The following is a 19,294-nucleotide window of genomic DNA, read 5'->3' on the forward strand; positions in this document are numbered from 1 at the left end:
TTGCTCAATTGGGTTACAATGTCTGCTCCTCATGTTTCCCTTCCTTGATCTCTTCCACCATTTTCGCGTTGAAAGCCGGAAGATCTTTTGGAGTACGGCTGGTAACCAGTCCGTTATCTACTACTACTTCACTATCTTCCCATTGTGCTCCCGCATTTTTAAGATCCTGGCTGATAGAATTTACGGAAGTCATATTTCTGCCTTCCACTACTTCAGCATTAATAAGGATCTGCGGTCCGTGACAAATGGCAGCCACCGGCTTTTGCTGCTGGAAAAAATCTTTCACGAAAGACAGTGCGCTTTCATTTGTTCTTAACTGATCCGGATTGATGACACCTCCCGGTAAAACTAAAGCATCGTAATCGGAAGCGTTTGCTTCATCTAATGTTTTATCAACAGGATATTCCTGCCCCCAGTCTTTTTCAGCCCATGCTTTGATGGCTCCTGACTCGGGACTGATGATATGAGCAGTCCAGCCCTGCTGTTCCAAATGTTCTTTTGGAGATTTCAATTCGCTTTCTTCAAATCCGTGTGTTGCTAAAATTGCAATTTTCTTGACATAATTTTATGATTTAAGTGTTATGTCATTTTAATTGGAAAAATGATGCCGTTCAGACCCCTGAATTTATAAAGTTTGTTAAAGTCTTGATTTTTGGTTCGAATCAACCCTATTGGCTATAATTTCAACAAACTGACATTTTAGCCCGGATTGAGCAATTGTCTGAGCTCATTTTGAGGTTTTGGCGGCGCGGCGAAGCCGCGCCGCCAAACCTCAAAATAGCGAGTGCGGAAAGCCGGAATAGCTCCTAATAAAAAAGCGCATCAAAACTAATTGATACGCTTTTCTATCTTTTACAAAAATTACTTTTTGTCTTTGGATCTCTGTAATACTTCGTCTACCATTCCGAAACCTTTGGCTTCTTCGGAGGTCATCCAGTAATCACGGTCTGATGCTTTTTCTACCCAGTCGTATGTTTGTCCGGAGTGTTCGGAGATGATCTCGTACAACTCTTTTTTAAGTTTCAACATCTCTCTCAGGTTGATTTCCATATCAGAAGCTACCCCTTGTGCACCTCCTGAAGGCTGGTGAATCATTACTCTTGAGTGCTTCAACGCAGAACGTTTTCCTTTTTCCCCTGCAACCAGCAATACGGCGCCCATTGAAGCGGCAATTCCTGTACAAATCGTTGCTACATCCGGCTTAATGATCTGCATGGTATCGTAAATACCCAATCCGGCATACACACTACCACCCGGCGAGTTGATGTAAATCTGAATGTCTTTGGAAGGATCTGCACTTTCTAAGAAAAGAAGCTGAGCTGTAACGATATTCGCCACCTGATCGTCAATTCCTGTTCCCAGGAAAATGATCCTGTCCATCATCAGACGTGAAAATACATCCATCTGAGCAACGTTCAACCTTCTTTCTTCCATGATGTACGGTGTAAGATTGGTAGGACCATACATTCCCATATACTGATCGGTAGCCAGACCGCTGTTTCCTAAGTGCTTTACAGAGAAATCTCTGAATTCTTTTTTAATGTCCATATTTCTGTTATGTATTATTAAATTTTACGAAGTTTAAATTACAACTTTTATTCCTAAAATATTATAGGACTTTTTGTCACAGACTTTTTTAAAAAGAAAAAATAATTAAGGTTATCTGTCAGAATAAATTCCGGTAATTGCAGAATAATTCAGTACTTTGGATAGTTCTACTGACACCAGGGTGAGCATCTGTATCTTTTTGATCAGTTCAAAATATTTTCCTTCATCAGAATCGGCATGGTCTGCAAGCTCATTTTTGGTTTTTAAAATTAAAAAATTCACATAGCGGAATTTATGGATCAGAATGTCACCGGCAACCTGTTCGGGGATTTTGTCACCGTAATTGGGTGAAATAATATTCCGCGTAGACCAGTCATTCAGCTCACTGTAGATATTCATAGAATTAACTGCCGCTTTACTGAGTTCTTCATCCATTAATCCGAAAAAGAAATTTCCTTTTCTCAGTTCTTCTTTTTCAATTCCCTCTTTAATATAATCTACGATTTTTTTGTTGAGCTCCACCTGAAATTCGTAACCGTCTTCTTCAAAATGGTGGAGAATTTCCTCGATGACCGTAATTTCATAATTCTGCTCATCGGGTGTTGTACGCTGCAGCACCACATCACCATAGTTCAGCATATGGTTGATCAGGTCGTTTTCCATCTTAGTGACATTAAAAACAATCGGGTCTACCTGATCTCTCGGTTCGTCAACAATCTGCAGTTTGGCAGGCTGCTGCGCTTCGGCTTTCACCTGGGCTTTCTGGGTCTGGTTCTGTGTGATCTGCTTCTGAACATCCAGCTCATTGAAAAGACTCTGCTCCGAAAGTCCGAATTTATTGGAAACTTCCTTAAGGTACACTTCCCTTTTCAGGGCATTCTGAACAAATGATACCGATTTTACAATATCCCGGATGGCTTCCGCTTTTTTGATAGGATCGTTACCGACTTCTTTAAGCAAAATCTCCGCTTTGAAGTCAATGAAATCCATTGCCTGGTTTTCAATAAACTTTTCGACATATTCCTGTGGATGCTTTCTGGCAAATGAATCAGGGTCATCTCCGTCGGGAAACAAAAGAACACGGATGTTCATTCCTTCGGTAAGCAGCATGTCAATACTTCTGAAGCTGGCTTTTATTCCGGCATTATCACCGTCAAAAAGAATGGTAACATTCTCGGTAAGCCTTTTTATTAATTTGATCTGCTCCGTAGTAAGCGACGTTCCCGAACTCGCCACCACATTCTCGATTCCAGACATGTGCAGCGAGATCACATCCATGTATCCTTCCACCAAAAGGCAGACATTTTTTCTTGAAATGGCCTGCTTGCTTTGATTTAAACCGTAAAGAACATTGGATTTATGATAAATTTCCGTTTCCGGGGAATTGAGGTACTTTGCCGTTTTAACATTATTCTTGAGAATTCTCGCTCCAAAACCCAATACTCTTCCTGAAAAGCTGTGAATCGGAAAGATCACCCTTTCACGGAAACGATCAACTCCGGAAGGTGTATTTTCCGGGAAAATAGAAAGTCCGGACTTTTCCAGGATTTCTTTTGCATAGCCTTTTTCCAGAGCATAAGCCGTAAAAGCATTCTTCTGTTCGGGAGAATATCCGAGCTGGAATTTTTTAATGATGTCATCCTTCAGCTCACGCTCTTTAAAATACGAAAGCCCGATCGATCTTCCTTCTTCGGAATCCCAGAGTATTTCCTGGAAGTAGTTATTAGCTACTTCATGAATCTTATAGAGTAGATCTCTTTCTGTATGTGCCTGTTTGGCTTCTTCAGAGTATTCACGCTGATCTTCCTCAATTTCAATTCCGTATTTTTTTGCGGCATGGCGCAACGCTTCAGGATAGGTGAAATTTTCAATTTCCATCAAAAAGGAAATTGCCGTTCCTCCTTTACCTGTAGAAAAATCTTTCCAGATCTGCTTGCTCGCAGAAACCACAAAGCTCGGCGTCTTTTCATCATGAAACGGACTGAGTCCTTTGTAATTAGACCCTGCCCTCTTCAGCTGCACATATTCTCCCACAATCTCTTCTACACGGATTGTTGAGAATATTTTATCAATGGTCTGTTTGGAAATCATGATGCAAAAATATACAAATTTTAGTTTTCATCGGCAAGATATTCGGTAATCGGTGGATTAAGTTTTGTGAAAAACAGTAAATTAATTATACATTTTTTTCAAATAAAATAATAGATACAAATATTATTTTTATGTATAATTGCATTTCAAAACTGATAGATAATCTCAAATACTAAACATGACAAAAAACTATTACAAATTGATAGGGTTTTTCCTATCTATTATCTTAATTATGCAATCCTGTAGAAATGAAAGTTTGGCTCTCGAACAGGAGAATAGTCCTCAATACAATTATAATATTGCAGTTCTCGACAGAGAACAATTAGAAAGCAAAATCAATCTTTTACAAGAAGTTAATAAAATAAAAAATAACTTCTTCCAAACAACAAGCAGCAAAACTCCTAAAGATAGAATTTTAGAGGGCGCCATTATCGAAACAAATAATGTATTAGAAATTACTAAAGGTTCCAACGTAACTTATACATTTCCTATAGCGAGAACATTTTCAAATGATATTGTTGAAAATCTTGTCTTAAGAGAGAATGCTGATCATACTTATTCAGGAGCTTTAATACAGTATAGATTATCACCGCAAGAGAAAGATCGGTATTTAAAAGGCGAATATGTTGATTTAAAAGGAAAAATTAAAACCTATATTATTAATAATATTTCTATTTCTGGTAAAGGCTCCACATATTCTTATTATGATGGTTGCTGGGAATTTGTTTATGAAACAAACCCATGTGCAGGTACGGAACATCATAGTTATGGTGCTTCATGCCCATTAGCCGGAACTAGTGGAGCAGCTCAGCCAAATCAGATAATTGCTGCATATAATCATTGTGGTGAGGGAGATAGTGGTGGAGGTTCTGGTTCTGGAAGCGGTGGAGGCTCAGGAACAGGAAATTCTGGTGGAAGTAATCCAGGTTCTGGTGGAGGGTTAGGCGGTGGAGGAAATTCTGGGGGATCAGGTACGGGAGGGAATACATATTTTCCTGACTCTAATCCTTACAATACCTTTTTATTTGCATCCTTTGATGACATGTATAATGTTTGTGCAGAAGGTGATGAAATATGTGAAGCAGACCGACAATTAAATATACAGGTTCAGCAATATCTTTTAACCTTATCTCCAAAAACAAGTACTTTAGCATCTTATACGCCCATTTTACATATGATTAAAGATTACTTCTTAATAAACGGATACGGTGATGAAGCTTTGACGGAGCGTCTTAATTTACTTGGGAATTGGTTTAAATTCCAAAATAATACAGATGCAGATGTAAAATTGAACAACTTTAAATTTGCAAGCTGGGGTTTGAAATATTTTATAGATCATGATCAGGAAATATTTGATTATTTTAAGAACCATCCTGATGATCTCAATATTTTATTTATGGATGATGTTTCAATTGCTGACGATGCCGAATTCGCCAATGAGTCTGCTAATGTTGTGGCTGATATTTTAATCAATAATCAAAATGCAAGCTTGAATAATTTAAATATATCTTGGCCAAATTTAGATACTTTTAAACAAAAAGTAAAACAAACTATTTCTTATGGTGTTTATACAACTGCAAAATATACAAGAAACTATTTATATTTGCCAATGTACAAACTAGGAGTTAAATATCCAGCAACAATTTATTGGTCCAATAAAGCGATTGATAAAATTAGGCTTGAAGCCGTTACTCCAATGGTGAATTTTAATGTAAATTCAATGGGATGGGGAGATCTATTTAATATCTGGCTTTTTGAATTAACACCTGGAAATTATGCAAACAATACTATTAATTTTACCAATGCTTCTAACATTGTAAATGGGAATAATATTTATAATCCATCTACAAATGCAGTTAAAACTTTTCCTAAAGGAAATGGTAATCATGTGCTTAATATTTCAACAGATTTAGCTAATGGAATGCCTCAAGGAGCAAGTAAATCAGGTTATTTTACATACGATGTTAATGCTTTTTACTCAACACTTTCGAATGCAAACTTAGGAATACAGATGTTAGGATCATTTCCCATTACGGCATATATAATTACGAAATCTTCCAATTCGGCAGTTGTACAATTTACCATTACAAATACTCTAGGATGGGAATCAGGCACAAGATTTATAAAAGGAAGCAGTGGCAATCAAGGAGTTATTAATGACAAACCAGTAGGTTCTGGGTTACACTTAGGTGGAAATATAATAAATAATTTTACATGGATGGAAACTATAACATTTTAAGATATTTTTTAGCGCTTATTGTAAGCCTTATTCTCTCTGGTTGTCATCAAAATAAAGAGCAAGAAAATCCTTTAGATTTAGCTGACTATAAACCTTCAATTAATGAGGCTGCAGGGAAATATTATTTTGTTCCTATCAAAGATGAATTTAGGGATGATTATAAATACTTTAATTTAAATAAGGGAGATACTTTATTCCTGGAAATTAAAAAAGATTTAACGTATAATTTTAATAAATTTTATTTTAATCAAGGCGAATCTCTAAATAATGTAGTTGGGAATTTGGTGTTAGAAAAAAATAATATTATTATTGATCCAAGTAAAAAAATCAAAAATGCAGTTATTTATCTTTCAGGATTTAAAAAATCTCAGAAAAATGATTTATACTATTATTATGGAATAAATACTCCTACCGATAAAACTTATTTTGAATATTATATTATTTATAAAAAATTAAAATAATATTTTTATCAGACTTTAACCTCAGAGACTATTAATTGATAGTCTCTTTTTATTATATATAATCCAGCATCAATGTATACTCTTCCAGCCCATTCAACGGATCACTCCTTCAAATTCCCGTTAAATAATTATCTTTGTTTAAAAATATGCAATTCACAATTCATGATATGGACGACTGGCAACATATTGCAGAGACAGTCGCTTCAGGATTACAACACAACATTCTCCTTCTCAAAGGCAACCTGGGAGCAGGAAAAACCACCTTCACCCAATTTCTGGTTAAAAAACTGGGAAGTGAAGATGAAGTAAGTTCTCCCACATATTCTATTGTTAACGAGTACAATACGCCTCAGGGAAAAATATTTCATTTTGATCTTTACCGGTTAAAAAATATTGATGAAGTCTACGATATCGGTATGGAAGAGTATCTTGATAATGCCTTTTTGTGTATTATTGAATGGCCGGAGGTATATGAAGATGATCTTTACGGTCTTAAATACCACGAAATGAGCATCATTAACACAGGTGAACAGAGAGAAATCTTATTCGAGTAAATATTATGTATCTTTGTTTCTGAAATTGAATGTAAAATAACGATCTGTTAGAATTTAATTATTTAAAGGATGAGTACGACAAATATTTTTACTCCTTTTACCGAAGAGGAACTGATGCCGAAAGAAGAAAAGCTGGAGGTCATCAAAAAAGGAAAACAGTTCAGCATAGGAATCCCCAAAGAAACCTCCCTGAATGAAAGAAGAGCTTGTATCACTCCGGATGCTGTACAGGTTCTGGTAGAAAGTGGTCATGAAATCATTATAGAATCCGGTGCCGGTATTGGTTCTTTTTTTACAGATCTTCAGTACTCCGAGTCGGGCGCAAAGATTACCAATGATCCTAAAGAAGCTTTTTCCCAGGATCTGATTCTTAAGGTAAACCCTCCTACGGATGAGGAAATCGAGTATATGCGTCCTAATACCTATCTCGTGTCTGCTCTTCAGATCAATCTCCGGGATAAAGATTATTTCCTTAAACTTGCAGAAAAGAAAGTAAATGCCATTGCTTTTGAATTTATAGTAGATGAATACAAGCAATTAGCTTTGGTAAGGCTTGTAGGCGAGATTGCAGGAACAGTTTCCATACTGTATGCCTCAGAATTATTAGCTTTATCAAACGGGCTCATGCTGGGAGGAATTACAGGAGTAAGGCCAGCCGAAGTGGTGATCATCGGAGCCGGAATCGTGGGTGAATTTGCAACCAAAGCAGCCATCGGTTTAGGAGCCAGCGTAAGAGTCTTTGATAATTCACTTTCAAAGCTCAGAAGACTTCACACTTTAGTAGACAGCCGGGTTCCCACTTCTATCATTGATCCTAAAGAACTCAAAAAAGCATTAAGAAGAGCCGATGTGGTGATCGGAGCGTTACCAAGACTCAATATGACACCGATTGTGACCGAAGATATGGTCATGAAAATGAAAAAAGGGAGCGTTATCATCGATATTACCATCGACAACGGAAAAGTAATCGAGACATCCGAGCTGACCACCATGGAAGACCCTTACATCATTAAACACGGCGTTATTCACTGTGGACTTCCCAATCTAACGTCAAGAATGCCAAGAACAACAACGAAGGCCATTTCCAATTTCTTCCTTTCCTATATCCTTCACTATGATGAAGAAGGCGGTTTTGAAAATATGCTGGTCCGCAAAAATGAAATGAAACAAAGCCTTTATATGTACAAAGGACGACATACGAAGAAAATCATCTGCGACCGTTTCGGACTTACCTATCACGATATCAATCTTTTAATCTTCTAATGAAAAAACTCAAATTTTATATGATAGGTCTTATTCCGGGACTTATTATCGTATTTTTTATTTTAAACAAAAAAGGGGCAAGCTGCAGCGGATATCTTCCCAACAGCCGCGTCATCGCAGAAACATTATCTAAAGATTTTACGTATTCAGATCAGTTCAAAGCTGAAATGGCTGCATCGAAGATCGATGAAAAATTTTTAAAAGACAGCATCATCACCAAAGGAAAAATTGATTTTGATAAAAGTCATGCCCAGAAAAAACCCTGTCCTGATTATCTTTTAGTTTATCCTGAAGAGAATCCGGTTTATGAACTTACATTTGAAAAATGTGAGGAAAAAGCAACAATGACGTCTTTGAAGAAGCTGAAATAATGCTCCGACACGATCAGCATGACATTTGCCACTATTAAACAACCAAAGAAAAACAATCTGATCTAATGGACGGCAATTACTACATGATTCACGATTATCTGATATTCATCGGGGTTTTTGCTATTTTCTTTTTGTTAACGGTAAGTATTTTTCTGTTTACCCAGAACCAGAAGTTCAGGATTAAAAATGCGAGGCTTAGCGAAGCCAATAAGATGATCCAGCACCGGCTGAATGAAGTTCAGCTGGAACATATCGGTACAAAGCTCAACCCGCATTTATTCAAAAACATTCTTAATTCAGTACAGTCACATGCCTATCAGACGTATATGTCGCTCGATAAGCTGGCCAACGTTCTCGATTATATTCTTTATGAAAGCAACAACAAATTTGTAAGTCCCAAAGAAGAATTAAATTTCGCTTTAAGTTTAATTGAGATTAATAAAATAAAGGTAAATCCCCTCTTTGATTTCAGAATTAAATCTAAAATTGATAAGTCTGATGCTTTGTTTGAAGAAAGAGTTTTTGCACCGCTGATTTCCGTTGATCTGATTGAAAATGCTTTTAAACACACCGATTTTCTTGCTCAGGATTCTTTTATTGCCATTCACATGGAACTTCAGCAGGGAATTTTTTCAATGAAAGTAAGCAATAAAGCTTCCCTTAAAAATGTTCTTGAAAAAGAGAAAAGCGGGTTCGGAAGCCAGTCGCTGGACCAGCGCCTGAAAATGATATACAATAATTTCTACTCGCTGCATAAAAATTCAAAAAACGGTATCTTCACCGCAGAATTAACTATCAATTTAGGAAAATTTTATGATAAAATGCGTTATTCTTGATGATGAATTACTGGCCATCAGCTACCTGAAGCTTCTTTGCGGGCAGATTGAGAATGTTGAAGTTGTAAAAGCATTCAATGATCCGAAAGCTTTTTTAAATGAGATCGGAAATATTGACTGTAATGTCTGCATTTTAGACATCGAAATGCCAGGAATGAATGGTCTTCAGGTCGCAGAGCTGATTCATGATTCAAAAAAAATTATTTTTACCACAGCCTATAAGGAGTATGCAGCAGAAGCTTTTGACCTTAATGTAGTAGATTATGTAAGGAAACCTATCAAAATAGAAAGGCTCATGCAGGCATTTGAAAAGGCGAAGGAACTCGTGCAGAATAGCCATAAAAAAGATTTTATTGAGTGGAATACCAACATCGGCAAAACCGTAATTTTCACAGACCAGATCGCCTATATCAAAACTTCTGAGATCGACAGCCGCGACAAGGAGATAATCCTCAACAACGGCACCAATATAGTACTGAAAAACCTTAATTTTAAAAACCTTCTGGAAATGCTTCCTGCAAAAGATTTTGCACAGGTGAATAAAAAAGAAATCATCGCACTTTCTTCCATTAAAGTTTTTTCCACCAACGAAATTATTACTGCTATTCCTGTTAATGACAACAGTTTTCTGAAACTTCAGATTGGAGAAATCTATCGGAAAAGGCTTTCAGAGTTGTTTGAAAGATAATTTTACTGCATTTTTTATTGCTTTCATTACATTTAGAAAATAATAATATTCGTTATAATTTTATTCTTACCAATTTTGCAAAAAAACGGAGTATGAAACTTGGAAAATATAGGAATATTATTTTTTACCTCAGCACCATTGCGGTCTTTTCGATGCTGATGTACTGGTTTTTTGTTGAAGGAAAAACACTGGAAATAGGGGAAAATATCGCACCTTCCAAAAACACGGGTTTTACCATGTGGGAAAGTTTCACCGAATCTTTCCTTGAAAACCTACATCATCCGTTAGCGCTGCTCCTGGCGCAGATTGTTACCATTATTCTTGTCGCAAGGCTTTTCGGGTGGATCTGCATCAAGATCAAGCAGCCATCCGTAATCGGTGAAATGATTGCGGGAATCGTTTTGGGGCCTTCCCTTGTAGGAATGTACTTTCCTGAATTTTCTGCATTCCTCTTTCCGAAAGAATCACTGGGAAATTTACAGTTTTTAAGCCAGATCGGTCTAATTCTCTTTATGTACATCGTAGGAATGGAGCTTGATCTCAGCGTACTGAGAAAGAAAGCACATGATGCCGTAGTAATCAGCCACGCCAGTATTATCATTCCTTTTGCGCTGGGAGTAGGTCTTTCTTATTTCATTTATCGTGAATTTGCTCCGGACGGAATCCAGTTTACCTCTTTTGCTCTATTCATTGCGATTGCTATGAGCATTACTGCTTTTCCGGTATTGGCTAGGATCGTTCAGGAAAGAAACCTTCAGAAAACCAAGCTCGGAACGGTAGTTATTACCTGTGCCGCAGCAGATGATATTACCGCATGGTGTATTCTGGCAGCGGTAATTGCTATTGTAAAGGCCGGGTCTTTTGCCAGTTCTATTTATGTGATTTTAATGGCGATAGCCTATGTATTTTTGATGATAAAAATCGTAAGGCCGTTCTTAAAAAGAATCGGAGATCTGCAGGCCGGTAAAAATACGATCAACAGACCGATGGTCGCTATCTTTTTTTTAACATTAATCCTTTCGGCATACATTACGGAAGTCATTGGTATTCATGCATTATTCGGTGCTTTTATGGCTGGTGCCATTATGCCGGAAAACGCAAAATTCCGAACCATGTTTATTGATAAGGTAGAAGATGTTGCACTTGTTCTATTGCTTCCTTTATTCTTCGTTTTCACCGGACTTCGTACACAGATCGGACTTTTGAATGACGGGCATCTCTGGATCACAGCAGGCTTTATTATCCTAACTGCTGTTATAGGAAAATTTGCCGGCAGCGCATTAACAGCAAAATTTTTAGGCATCAATTGGAAAGAAAGTTTAACCATCGGAGCATTGATGAATACAAGGGGCCTGATGGAATTAATTGTCCTGAATATAGGATATGATCTTGGCGTTTTAAGTCCCGAAATCTTTGCCATGATGGTCATTATGGCCTTATTTACCACTTTTATGACGGGACCGGCGCTGGATTTCATCAATTTTATTTTTAAATCTAAAAAAACAGAAGATGAAAGTAATGACAGTGATGCTGCCCGATACAGAGTTCTGCTTTCCTTCGATAATCCCGAATCGGCAAGCACTCTGCTGAAGCTTGCACACGATTTTACCAAGAAAATGAATGCCAATAAAAGCATAACCGCTATCAATATTGCCCCGGTAAACGAAATGCATGCTTATGATATCAATGAATATGAAAACGAACAGTTCCGGAATGTAATCGAAACCTCTCAGGAACTTAACCTGGAAATCACCACTCATTTCAAAGCTTCTACCGATATCGAAAGCGATCTTACCCAGATCTCAAATAAAGGAAACTATGATCTCCTGCTTATTATGCTTGGAAAATCAATGTATGAAGGAAGTTTGCTGGGAAGGCTTTTAGGTTTCACGACTAAAATCATTAATCCTGAAAAACTGCTCAATACCGTAAAAGGGAAAGGCAATATCTTCAACACATCTCCTTTTGACGATTTTACCCTTCAGATTTTAGATAAAACCAATATTCCGGTAGGGATTATGGTGGATAAAAATTTCAGCGCCGCAGATAAAGTATTCGTTCCGATATTTAATCTCAGCGATTTTTATCTCCTTGAATATGCCAAAAGGCTCATCAACAATAACAATTCCCAGATTATCATCCTTGATGTTGCCGGACAGATCCGAAGCAATATCGAAGTAAAAGAACTCATCAGGAGTATTGAGCAGGTAGCCCCCAATCACATCACTTTATATAACGAGAAGAAAATTGAAAAAGAATTTCTCACTTCTCAGGACCTGATGCTGATCAGCAATAAAAGCTGGAAAAATCTGATTGACAGTAAAAGTCTCTGGCTTTCGGATATTCCTTCCACGTTGATCATCAGCAATCCTTAGTAAAAGTGAATGGTGAATCTCAAAAGGCAATTAGCTTCTTGCAAATTAACTTGTTATCATCACGCAAATTTACAAATTGACAATTGACCTATAAATCAAAATTCACCATTCATTTTCTTAATTTCAATTAAAAAAATTTACCTATCTTCGTGTTGTGATGATAAATATCGGAACATATTATTATGAAATTTTTAGCTCAGATTTGGGATAAAGGATTTCTGTATAGATAAACATAACCTCGTCCCCGGACGGGGTTTTTTATTTTTAAATTTAAATAATGAAGATAAGTATTGTAGGAACAGGCCTCATCGGCGGATCAATTGCCTTAAAACTGAAATCAAAAGGAATAGCAGACTTTATTTATGGAATCGATAACAACACTGACCATTTGAATGAAGCGCTGAAATTAAATATTATTGATGCCCATGCAGATCTTGAATATGGAATCAGAAATTCCGATCTCATCATTCTTGCGATTCCGGTGGATGCTGCCCGGCAACTCCTTCCGCAGATTCTGGATCTCATTACAGAAAGGCAGGTCGTAATGGACACGGGATCTACAAAAGCAGGAATTGTACAAGCCGTAAAAAATCATCCAAACCGATCAAGGTTTGTCGCCTTTCACCCGATGTGGGGAACGGAAAACAGCGGTCCGAAATCTGCTGTTTCAGAAAGCTTTGCCGGAAAAGCCGGAGTTATCTGCAATAGAGAAGAATCTTCCGAAGATGCCCTTGAAACCGTGGAACAAATTGTTGAAAACCTTGATATGCATTTGATCTATATGGACGCGAAAGACCATGATGTTCACACAGCTTATATTTCACATATTTCTCATATCACTTCCTACGCACTTGCTAATACTGTTCTGGAAAAAGAACGTGAGGAAGAAACCATTTTCCAGCTGGCAAGCTCGGGATTTTCCAGCACTGTCCGGCTGGCAAAGTCACACCCGGAAATGTGGGTGCCCATCTTTAAGCAAAACAGAGAAAATGTTCTGGATGTGCTCAACGAGCATATCTCTCAATTAAGAAAATTTAAGTCGGCCTTAGAAAAAGAAAATTACGGGTATCTTGAAGAATTGATTTCCAACGCCAATAAGATCAGGGGAATTTTAGATAAATAATGTTTGATAATTAATCCTTTCTTACATTTGTTAAAAGCAAATTTAATTATGAAAAATATACCTGTCAGAATCGGATGGGAACTTTTTATTCCTGTTTTTTGTATTATATTTTTTCCTGTTATTTCAGAAATCAGAAACAACAATTGGGAAATAGTTTTCGTACCTTCTTCTGTTATCGCTGTGATATTATTTCTAATATATACGATTCGTTATCAGCTGGATTCTGACTTTTTATATGTCAAAAATTCAATATTCGGCACAACAAAAATCAGCATTAAAGACATTTATAAAATAGAAAAAACCTGGAATATGATTTCGTCTCCTGCCCCTTCGATTATGGGCAGGGTAGAAATCTATTACCAGTCCGGAAGTATTGTTATTTCGCCAAAGGATTTTAATGATTTTGAACGGGATCTTCTTGCGGTAAATCCTGGTATTACGGTGAAAAACTAACTTTAAAGTAACCTAAATTACAGTATTAATTGAAAATCCTCAGAAATATTTCATACTGAGGATTTTTATTCTTTATAAATTAACCAACCTTAACACTCCGCTACATTTACCGCAATCGCCAGTCCGCCTTCGGAAGTTTCCTTAAAGCGGTCGTTCATAGACAAAGCGGTTTCCCACATGGTCTGAATAACCTGGTCCAGACTTACCTTTGCTTTCGCAGGATCACTTTCCAATGCGATATTAGCAGCGGTAATCGCCTTTATGGCGCCCATTGTATTGCGTTCGATACACGGAATCTGAACCAAACCTTTGATCGGATCGCAGGTCATTCCCAGATGATGTTCCATGGCAATTTCTGCAGCCATAAGAACCTGGCCGACACTGCCGCCGAGAATTTCGGTAAGTCCTGCCGCGGCCATTGCCGAAGAGACCCCGACTTCAGCCTGACAGCCGCCCATCGCAGCAGAAATAGTTGCATTTTTCTTGAATAAAGTTCCGATTTCCCCTGCTACCAGCAAAAAACGTACGATATCATCTTCACTTGTAAAAGGTGTAAAAGCCTGAGCATACATCAGCACGGCAGGAATAACGCCGCTCGCGCCGTTTGTAGGAGCAGTGATAATTCTTCCGAAGCTTGCGTTTTCTTCATTCACCGCCAGTGCAAAGCACGAAATCCATTTGTTGATATTGGTGAAATTTTCTTCTGCGTCTACTACCTGCGTGAACCATTCATCTTTATTTTTATAGATCTTATCTCCTAATAATTTTCTGTTGATTCCTGCAGCACGGCGTGAAACATTTAATCCTCCCGGAAGCACACCTTCTTTATTAACACCTTTATAAATACATTCTTTAATCTGTTGCCAGATATATAATGCTTCCTGTCTGGTCTCTTCCTGTGTTCTCCAGCTTTCTTCATTCATCAGAATAAGATCCGAAATTTTTGTAAGCCCCAGTTTTTCACAATATTTTACAATATCCGAAGATTTATGACAAGGATACAAGGTACGGATGCAGTGCTTTTCGATAGATTTTTTTTCCTGGCTCATGATGAAACCTCCTCCTACGGAATAGAAGTCCTGCACAAGCTCGGTTCCGTCATCGAAAATAGCTTTGAAAATCATTCCGTTAGGATGATAATCCAGCGACTGTTTCATATTTAATACCAGATGATGGCCGTAAATAAAAGGAATTTCTTTTTCGCCTCCGAGATTAATTTTTTGCGAGCTTTTTATTTCAGCTATTTTTTCATCAATTTTTGTGGTATCAATGGTTTTAAAATCTTCACCATTTAAACCCAGCATTCCGGCAATATCGGTTCCGTGTCCGATACCTGTTTTAGCCAAAGAGCCAAAAAACTCAAGGAAAACTTCTTTCACTTCCGCAATTGACCTTTCCCTTTTTATAATCCTGATAAATGCAGAAGCCGCATTCCAGGGTCCCATTGTGTGTGAGCTGGACGGGCCAATTCCCACTTTTATGATTTCAAAAACCGATATTGATTCCATATAGAAATTCTTCCTTTTCTTTAACGCAAAGATACATGATAAATCCAAATGCAAAAGCCGGAGATGAAAAATCAGCTCCGGCTTTCTAATTAAAACTATATGAACACTAGTAGATTTTTTTTATATCAATGATGAATAGTCAATATGCTTTCGGAGTTTAATTTTAAATTTAAACCTAATAGATTCAATATTGAACTTTCACTTTCACCTCATTATTCACTTTCAGCAAAGACTTTCTTCATGCTGAGAAATGTCCAGTCCGAGATTTTCTGATTCTTCCGAAACCCTCAGTGTAATTATTCTGTTGGTAATTTTATATAAAAGCAATGATCCGAAAAAGGTAAATATGGAAACCAATAACAATGCAGCCATGTGATGGGCAAAAATTTCAGGGCCGCCATGAAGAAGGCTTGCATTTTCGCCGTGAGCAAAAATCGCAGTGAGGATCATTCCCATAATTCCGCCGACACCATGACAGGCAAAGACATCAAGCGTATCGTCTATTTTTTTCAGCGCTTTCCAGTTCATCATCATATTAGAAACAATTGCAGAAATAAATCCGATAAATAAACTTTCTGAAACAGAAACATAACCACATCCCGGCGTGATCGCGACTAAGCCTACCACTGCACCGATGCAGGCTCCCAAAGCAGAAACTTTTCTTTTATTGATACGGTCGAAGAAAATCCAGGTCATCATCGCAGAAGCAGAGGCGATCGTTGTTGTTCCGAATGCTGTGGCTGCAGTAGCATTGGCACTAAGTGCAGAACCGGCATTAAAACCGAACCATCCGAACCAAAGCATTCCCGTTCCCAATAAAACATACGAAATATTAGAGGGCTCATGATGTGGCCTTTTTCTGTTTCCTACAACCATTGCACCGGCAAGTGCCGCAAAACCCGCGCTCATATGAACGACCGTTCCTCCTGCAAAGTCTTTCACGCCGAAATATTTATTCAGCAATCCGTCTGGATGCCAAACCATATGACAAAGCGGCGTATAAATACAGATACTGAAAAGCACCATGAACAAAAGATACGAGATAAAACGTACCCGCTCGGCAAAAGATCCGGTGATCAAAGCAGGCGTTATCACGGCAAATTTCATCTGAAATAAAGCAAAAAGAATAAACGGAATAGTAGAGGCCATCTGTTTATGAGGCAGAACTCCTACCCTGCTGAAAAACGGGTAGCTCATCGGGTTACCTATAATTCCGTAATGTTCTCCATTGATCGTAAAGCCAATAGAATCTCCAAAGGATAGCGAGAAACCGATCACCACCCACAGAATAGAAATTACTCCCAGTGCAATAAAACTCTGCAGCATGGTTGAAATTACGTTTTTCTTTCCTACCATTCCTCCGTAAAAGAAAGAGAGTCCGGGAGTCATAAGTAAAACCAAACCGGCAGCAGCAAGAATCCAGGCGACATCGGCGCCAACAATTTTATCTTCACTGAGGAATTCTCCGGTATTCGGAAAATCTGCAATAGGACTCCAGAATAAACCGCCCACCGCAACCAATGTTATAATGGAGAAGGAAACAATCCATTTTAAACCAACTGTCATAAATTTATGTATTACCCCTCCAAAAGTAAGCATAAATTTTTAAAAACATATAAAATATTTTTAAACCCCCTAAAAAAATATAGCATGCTTTAAATTTTGATAATAAATTAATCAAACACCCCTTTTAAAATATTTGAGACTTCTTTAGATTTAGTTGCAGGAAAAAGATGAGTTCCGCCTTTGATGATATAATCGGGGCGACAGTTTTTAATAGGAAAAACAATGTCTTTATCTCCGAGAATCTGTATGACATTGGGATCTTCATCAAATTTCCAGTCGGATATTTTTTCAATAGACCATTTAAGGTAATACGGATCCCGCACCTGAAAATACTGTAGGATTTTAGGATTTTTAGGATCAAAAAACCTTCTGAACATCGAATAGATATTGGTTGTTTTTTCATTAAAAAACTTCACAGGTAAAAACTTTGGAATTTTGGTAAACTGTCCGGTTTTTATGAGTACTGATTTTTCCTTATCCGATCTGATGCTGCCCAGGATGACTACTTTCCTGGCAGGCTTCAGTTTATTTATTTCCTGTACCAGAATTCCGCCAAAGGAATATCCCAACAAGTAAAACGGCTCCGAATCATCAATTTTTTCAGCCATTCTCTCAACATAATGCAGGAATTCTTCATCCTGCTCGGGAATCAGCCAGTCGATAAAGACAACTTCATGCTGTTTTGGGAACTGTATTTTTTCCAGCACCTTAAAATCTGCGCCGAGACCGCTTACTACATATATTTTCATAGTACTAAAATAAAAAATTAAGACAAAAAAATGAGCGGCTTCAGAAGAAATCGCTCATTGATTTATAGAAAGACTGAAGTCTTACTTTTTCTTTTTCACAGGAGTCCTGTTTTCGTTATCCAGTTTTTCCGTAGAAATCTTAAATTGAATATCCATTTCGTTTTTAATAAAATAATCTTTAAGAGAAGACTGGTAGAATACTTTGAAATCCCGTCTGTTCAGAGAGAACTTTGCAGATTCTATCACTACTGTAAACTGTGTAATATAAACGTTTGCAGGGAAAGTTATTGTTTTTCTTACTCCTTTTATCGTTACATCACCATAAACCGTAGAGTTGTACCCACTGTTTGCCAGCGGAATAATCTTGGTTAAATGGAATTTTGCCAGCGGAAATTTTTTAACCTCAAAGAAATTGGTGCTTTTAAGATCATTCGTCAATTTTACCATGTCTTCATCCTGACTTGAAACGTCACCCGCCATGATGGATTTCATATCGATCACAAATTCTCCGTCTACAAGAACGGTTTTATCAAAAGTAAATTTCCCGCTTTTCAGCTTTACGGTTCCTGAGTGTGTTGTAGGAACTGTTTTCACTACTTTATATCCCCACCATCTGATCTCCGAGGATGTTACTTTTACCACTTTATCTCCTTTCTTCTGACCGAAAACAAATGACATGCATACACACATCATAGCAAACAATAGTAATCTTTTCATTCTTTTTTATTTACAATTCAACAAAAATAAAAAAAAGTGTAGAACTTCTACACTTTTAACAATCTTTTTTTGATTAAATTATTTTGCTGTTACTTTTACCTGCAAATCCATGTCATCTTTCACAAGAACATCCTGCATGGTAGATTTGTATGCAACATCAAATTTTTGTCTGTCGATTGAGAATTTATTTGACATTAAGCTTACTGTTCCGTTGGCATACGTAATTTTTGCAGGGAAAGAAATCGCGTTTGTTTTTCCTTTCACCGTTAAATTACCTGTTACCAAAGAATTGTATACTTTATCATTATTCTTTTTCACACCTGTAATTTTGAAAGTTGCAGTAGGATATTTTTCTACCTCAAAGAAATCTCCGTTTTTAAGGTGTCCGTTCAGCTTCTGCTGATATTCGCCTGAAAGATCGGTTGCGTTGATAGACGTCATGTCCAGCACAAAATTACCGCCAACCAACTGATTTCCTTTCATTACCATTTCACCGGATTTCACTTTTACAGTTCCGTTGTGAGAACTCGCTTCAGATTTTGCGATTTTGTAACCCCACCACTGAACATCAGAGCTTACTACTTTTTTTGCCTGTCCGAATGCCAAACCACTCGCTAAAACTGCTAATAGGAATATTTTTTTCATTGATAAAAAATTATTTGCTTGTTTATTATTTACTGATGCAAATGTAATCAACAGAAACGATAGATTTCATTGATGTATATCAATTAATGCAATAATTTTTATAAATA

18 protein-coding genes are annotated in these 19,294 nt (G+C 37.3%); 10 read left to right on the forward strand and 8 right to left on the reverse strand.

Annotated features, from left to right (window positions below):
• Positions 1-13: 13 nt before the first annotated feature.
• From ACYT6F_RS19185 to dnaG, 3 genes are all read right to left on the reverse strand, one after another.
• A complete protein-coding gene (locus ACYT6F_RS19185; protein ID WP_472599206.1) occupies positions 14-511 on the reverse strand; it encodes a type 1 glutamine amidotransferase domain-containing protein in 498 nt (165 codons plus the stop codon).
• Between the two features lie 350 nt (positions 512-861).
• Positions 862-1,548 (reverse strand): ATP-dependent Clp endopeptidase proteolytic subunit ClpP, encoded by a 687-nt coding sequence (clpP, locus tag ACYT6F_RS19190; RefSeq protein ID WP_029294345.1) that lies wholly within the window; start codon positions 1,546-1,548, stop codon positions 862-864.
• 111 nt (positions 1,549-1,659) lie between these two features.
• Complete coding sequence (gene dnaG, locus ACYT6F_RS19195) at positions 1,660-3,639, reverse strand: DNA primase (protein WP_472599207.1); 1,980 nt, start codon at positions 3,637-3,639, stop codon at positions 1,660-1,662.
• Between the two features lie 178 nt (positions 3,640-3,817).
• Here dnaG and ACYT6F_RS19200 point away from each other — a divergent pair, with 178 nt between their 5' ends.
• From ACYT6F_RS19200 to ACYT6F_RS19245, 10 genes are all read left to right on the forward strand, one after another.
• On the forward strand, positions 3,818-5,878 hold the full coding sequence (locus ACYT6F_RS19200; RefSeq protein WP_472599208.1) for a hypothetical protein: 2,061 nt from the start codon (positions 3,818-3,820) through the stop codon (positions 5,876-5,878).
• The gene (locus ACYT6F_RS19205) at positions 5,854-6,339 is read left to right on the forward strand and encodes a hypothetical protein (protein WP_472599209.1); all 486 of its coding nucleotides are present in this window, start codon (positions 5,854-5,856) and stop codon (positions 6,337-6,339) included. Before ACYT6F_RS19200 ends, ACYT6F_RS19205 begins: the two co-directional genes overlap by 25 nt.
• Before the next feature lie 146 nt (positions 6,340-6,485).
• A complete protein-coding gene (gene tsaE / locus ACYT6F_RS19210) occupies positions 6,486-6,893 on the forward strand; it encodes a tRNA (adenosine(37)-N6)-threonylcarbamoyltransferase complex ATPase subunit type 1 TsaE (protein ID WP_472599210.1) in 408 nt (135 codons plus the stop codon).
• 69 nt (positions 6,894-6,962) lie between these two features.
• A complete protein-coding gene (locus tag ACYT6F_RS19215) occupies positions 6,963-8,156 on the forward strand; it encodes an alanine dehydrogenase (protein WP_472599211.1) in 1,194 nt (397 codons plus the stop codon).
• Positions 8,156-8,527 (forward strand): hypothetical protein, encoded by a 372-nt coding sequence (locus ACYT6F_RS19220; protein ID WP_472599212.1) that lies wholly within the window; start codon positions 8,156-8,158, stop codon positions 8,525-8,527. The genes ACYT6F_RS19215 and ACYT6F_RS19220 overlap by 1 nt, the downstream gene beginning before the upstream one ends.
• A gap of 65 nt (positions 8,528-8,592) precedes the next feature.
• Positions 8,593-9,363, forward strand: coding sequence for a histidine kinase (locus tag ACYT6F_RS19225; RefSeq protein WP_472599213.1), 771 nt, complete (start codon positions 8,593-8,595; stop codon positions 9,361-9,363).
• Positions 9,341-10,051 carry a LytR/AlgR family response regulator transcription factor gene (locus ACYT6F_RS19230; RefSeq protein WP_472599214.1) on the forward strand — a complete coding sequence of 237 codons (711 nt, stop codon included), beginning with the start codon at positions 9,341-9,343 and terminating at the stop codon, positions 10,049-10,051. The genes ACYT6F_RS19225 and ACYT6F_RS19230 overlap by 23 nt, the downstream gene beginning before the upstream one ends.
• A gap of 92 nt (positions 10,052-10,143) precedes the next feature.
• Positions 10,144-12,426, forward strand: a complete 2,283-nt coding sequence (locus ACYT6F_RS19235; RefSeq protein ID WP_472599215.1) for a cation:proton antiporter — start codon at positions 10,144-10,146, stop codon at positions 12,424-12,426.
• A 277-nt stretch (positions 12,427-12,703) separates the two neighbouring features.
• Positions 12,704-13,549, forward strand: coding sequence for a prephenate dehydrogenase (locus ACYT6F_RS19240; protein WP_472599216.1), 846 nt, complete (start codon positions 12,704-12,706; stop codon positions 13,547-13,549).
• 48 nt (positions 13,550-13,597) lie between these two features.
• Positions 13,598-14,002 (forward strand): PH domain-containing protein, encoded by a 405-nt coding sequence (locus ACYT6F_RS19245; protein WP_472599217.1) that lies wholly within the window; start codon positions 13,598-13,600, stop codon positions 14,000-14,002.
• A gap of 89 nt (positions 14,003-14,091) precedes the next feature.
• On the opposite strand, the gene ACYT6F_RS19250 is transcribed toward ACYT6F_RS19245, so the two are convergent.
• The 5 genes from ACYT6F_RS19250 to ACYT6F_RS19270 all read right to left on the reverse strand — a co-directional run bounded on the left by ACYT6F_RS19250 (position 14,092) and on the right by ACYT6F_RS19270 (position 19,187).
• A complete protein-coding gene (locus ACYT6F_RS19250; RefSeq protein ID WP_472599218.1) occupies positions 14,092-15,510 on the reverse strand; it encodes an L-serine ammonia-lyase in 1,419 nt (472 codons plus the stop codon).
• 222 nt (positions 15,511-15,732) lie between these two features.
• On the reverse strand, positions 15,733-17,076 hold the full coding sequence (locus tag ACYT6F_RS19255; RefSeq protein WP_472599219.1) for an ammonium transporter: 1,344 nt from the start codon (positions 17,074-17,076) through the stop codon (positions 15,733-15,735).
• A 107-nt stretch (positions 17,077-17,183) separates the two neighbouring features.
• The gene (locus ACYT6F_RS19260; RefSeq protein ID WP_472599220.1) at positions 17,184-17,825 is read right to left on the reverse strand and encodes an alpha/beta hydrolase; all 642 of its coding nucleotides are present in this window, start codon (positions 17,823-17,825) and stop codon (positions 17,184-17,186) included.
• A gap of 81 nt (positions 17,826-17,906) precedes the next feature.
• Positions 17,907-18,542: a YceI family protein gene (locus tag ACYT6F_RS19265; RefSeq protein ID WP_472599221.1), complete on the reverse strand. Its 636-nt coding sequence runs from the start codon at positions 18,540-18,542 to the stop codon at positions 17,907-17,909.
• A 78-nt stretch (positions 18,543-18,620) separates the two neighbouring features.
• Positions 18,621-19,187, reverse strand: coding sequence for a YceI family protein (locus ACYT6F_RS19270; RefSeq protein ID WP_472599222.1), 567 nt, complete (start codon positions 19,185-19,187; stop codon positions 18,621-18,623).
• Positions 19,188-19,294: the final 107 nt, after the last annotated feature.

Source organism: Chryseobacterium sp. NG-CE01 (genome assembly GCF_055695505.1).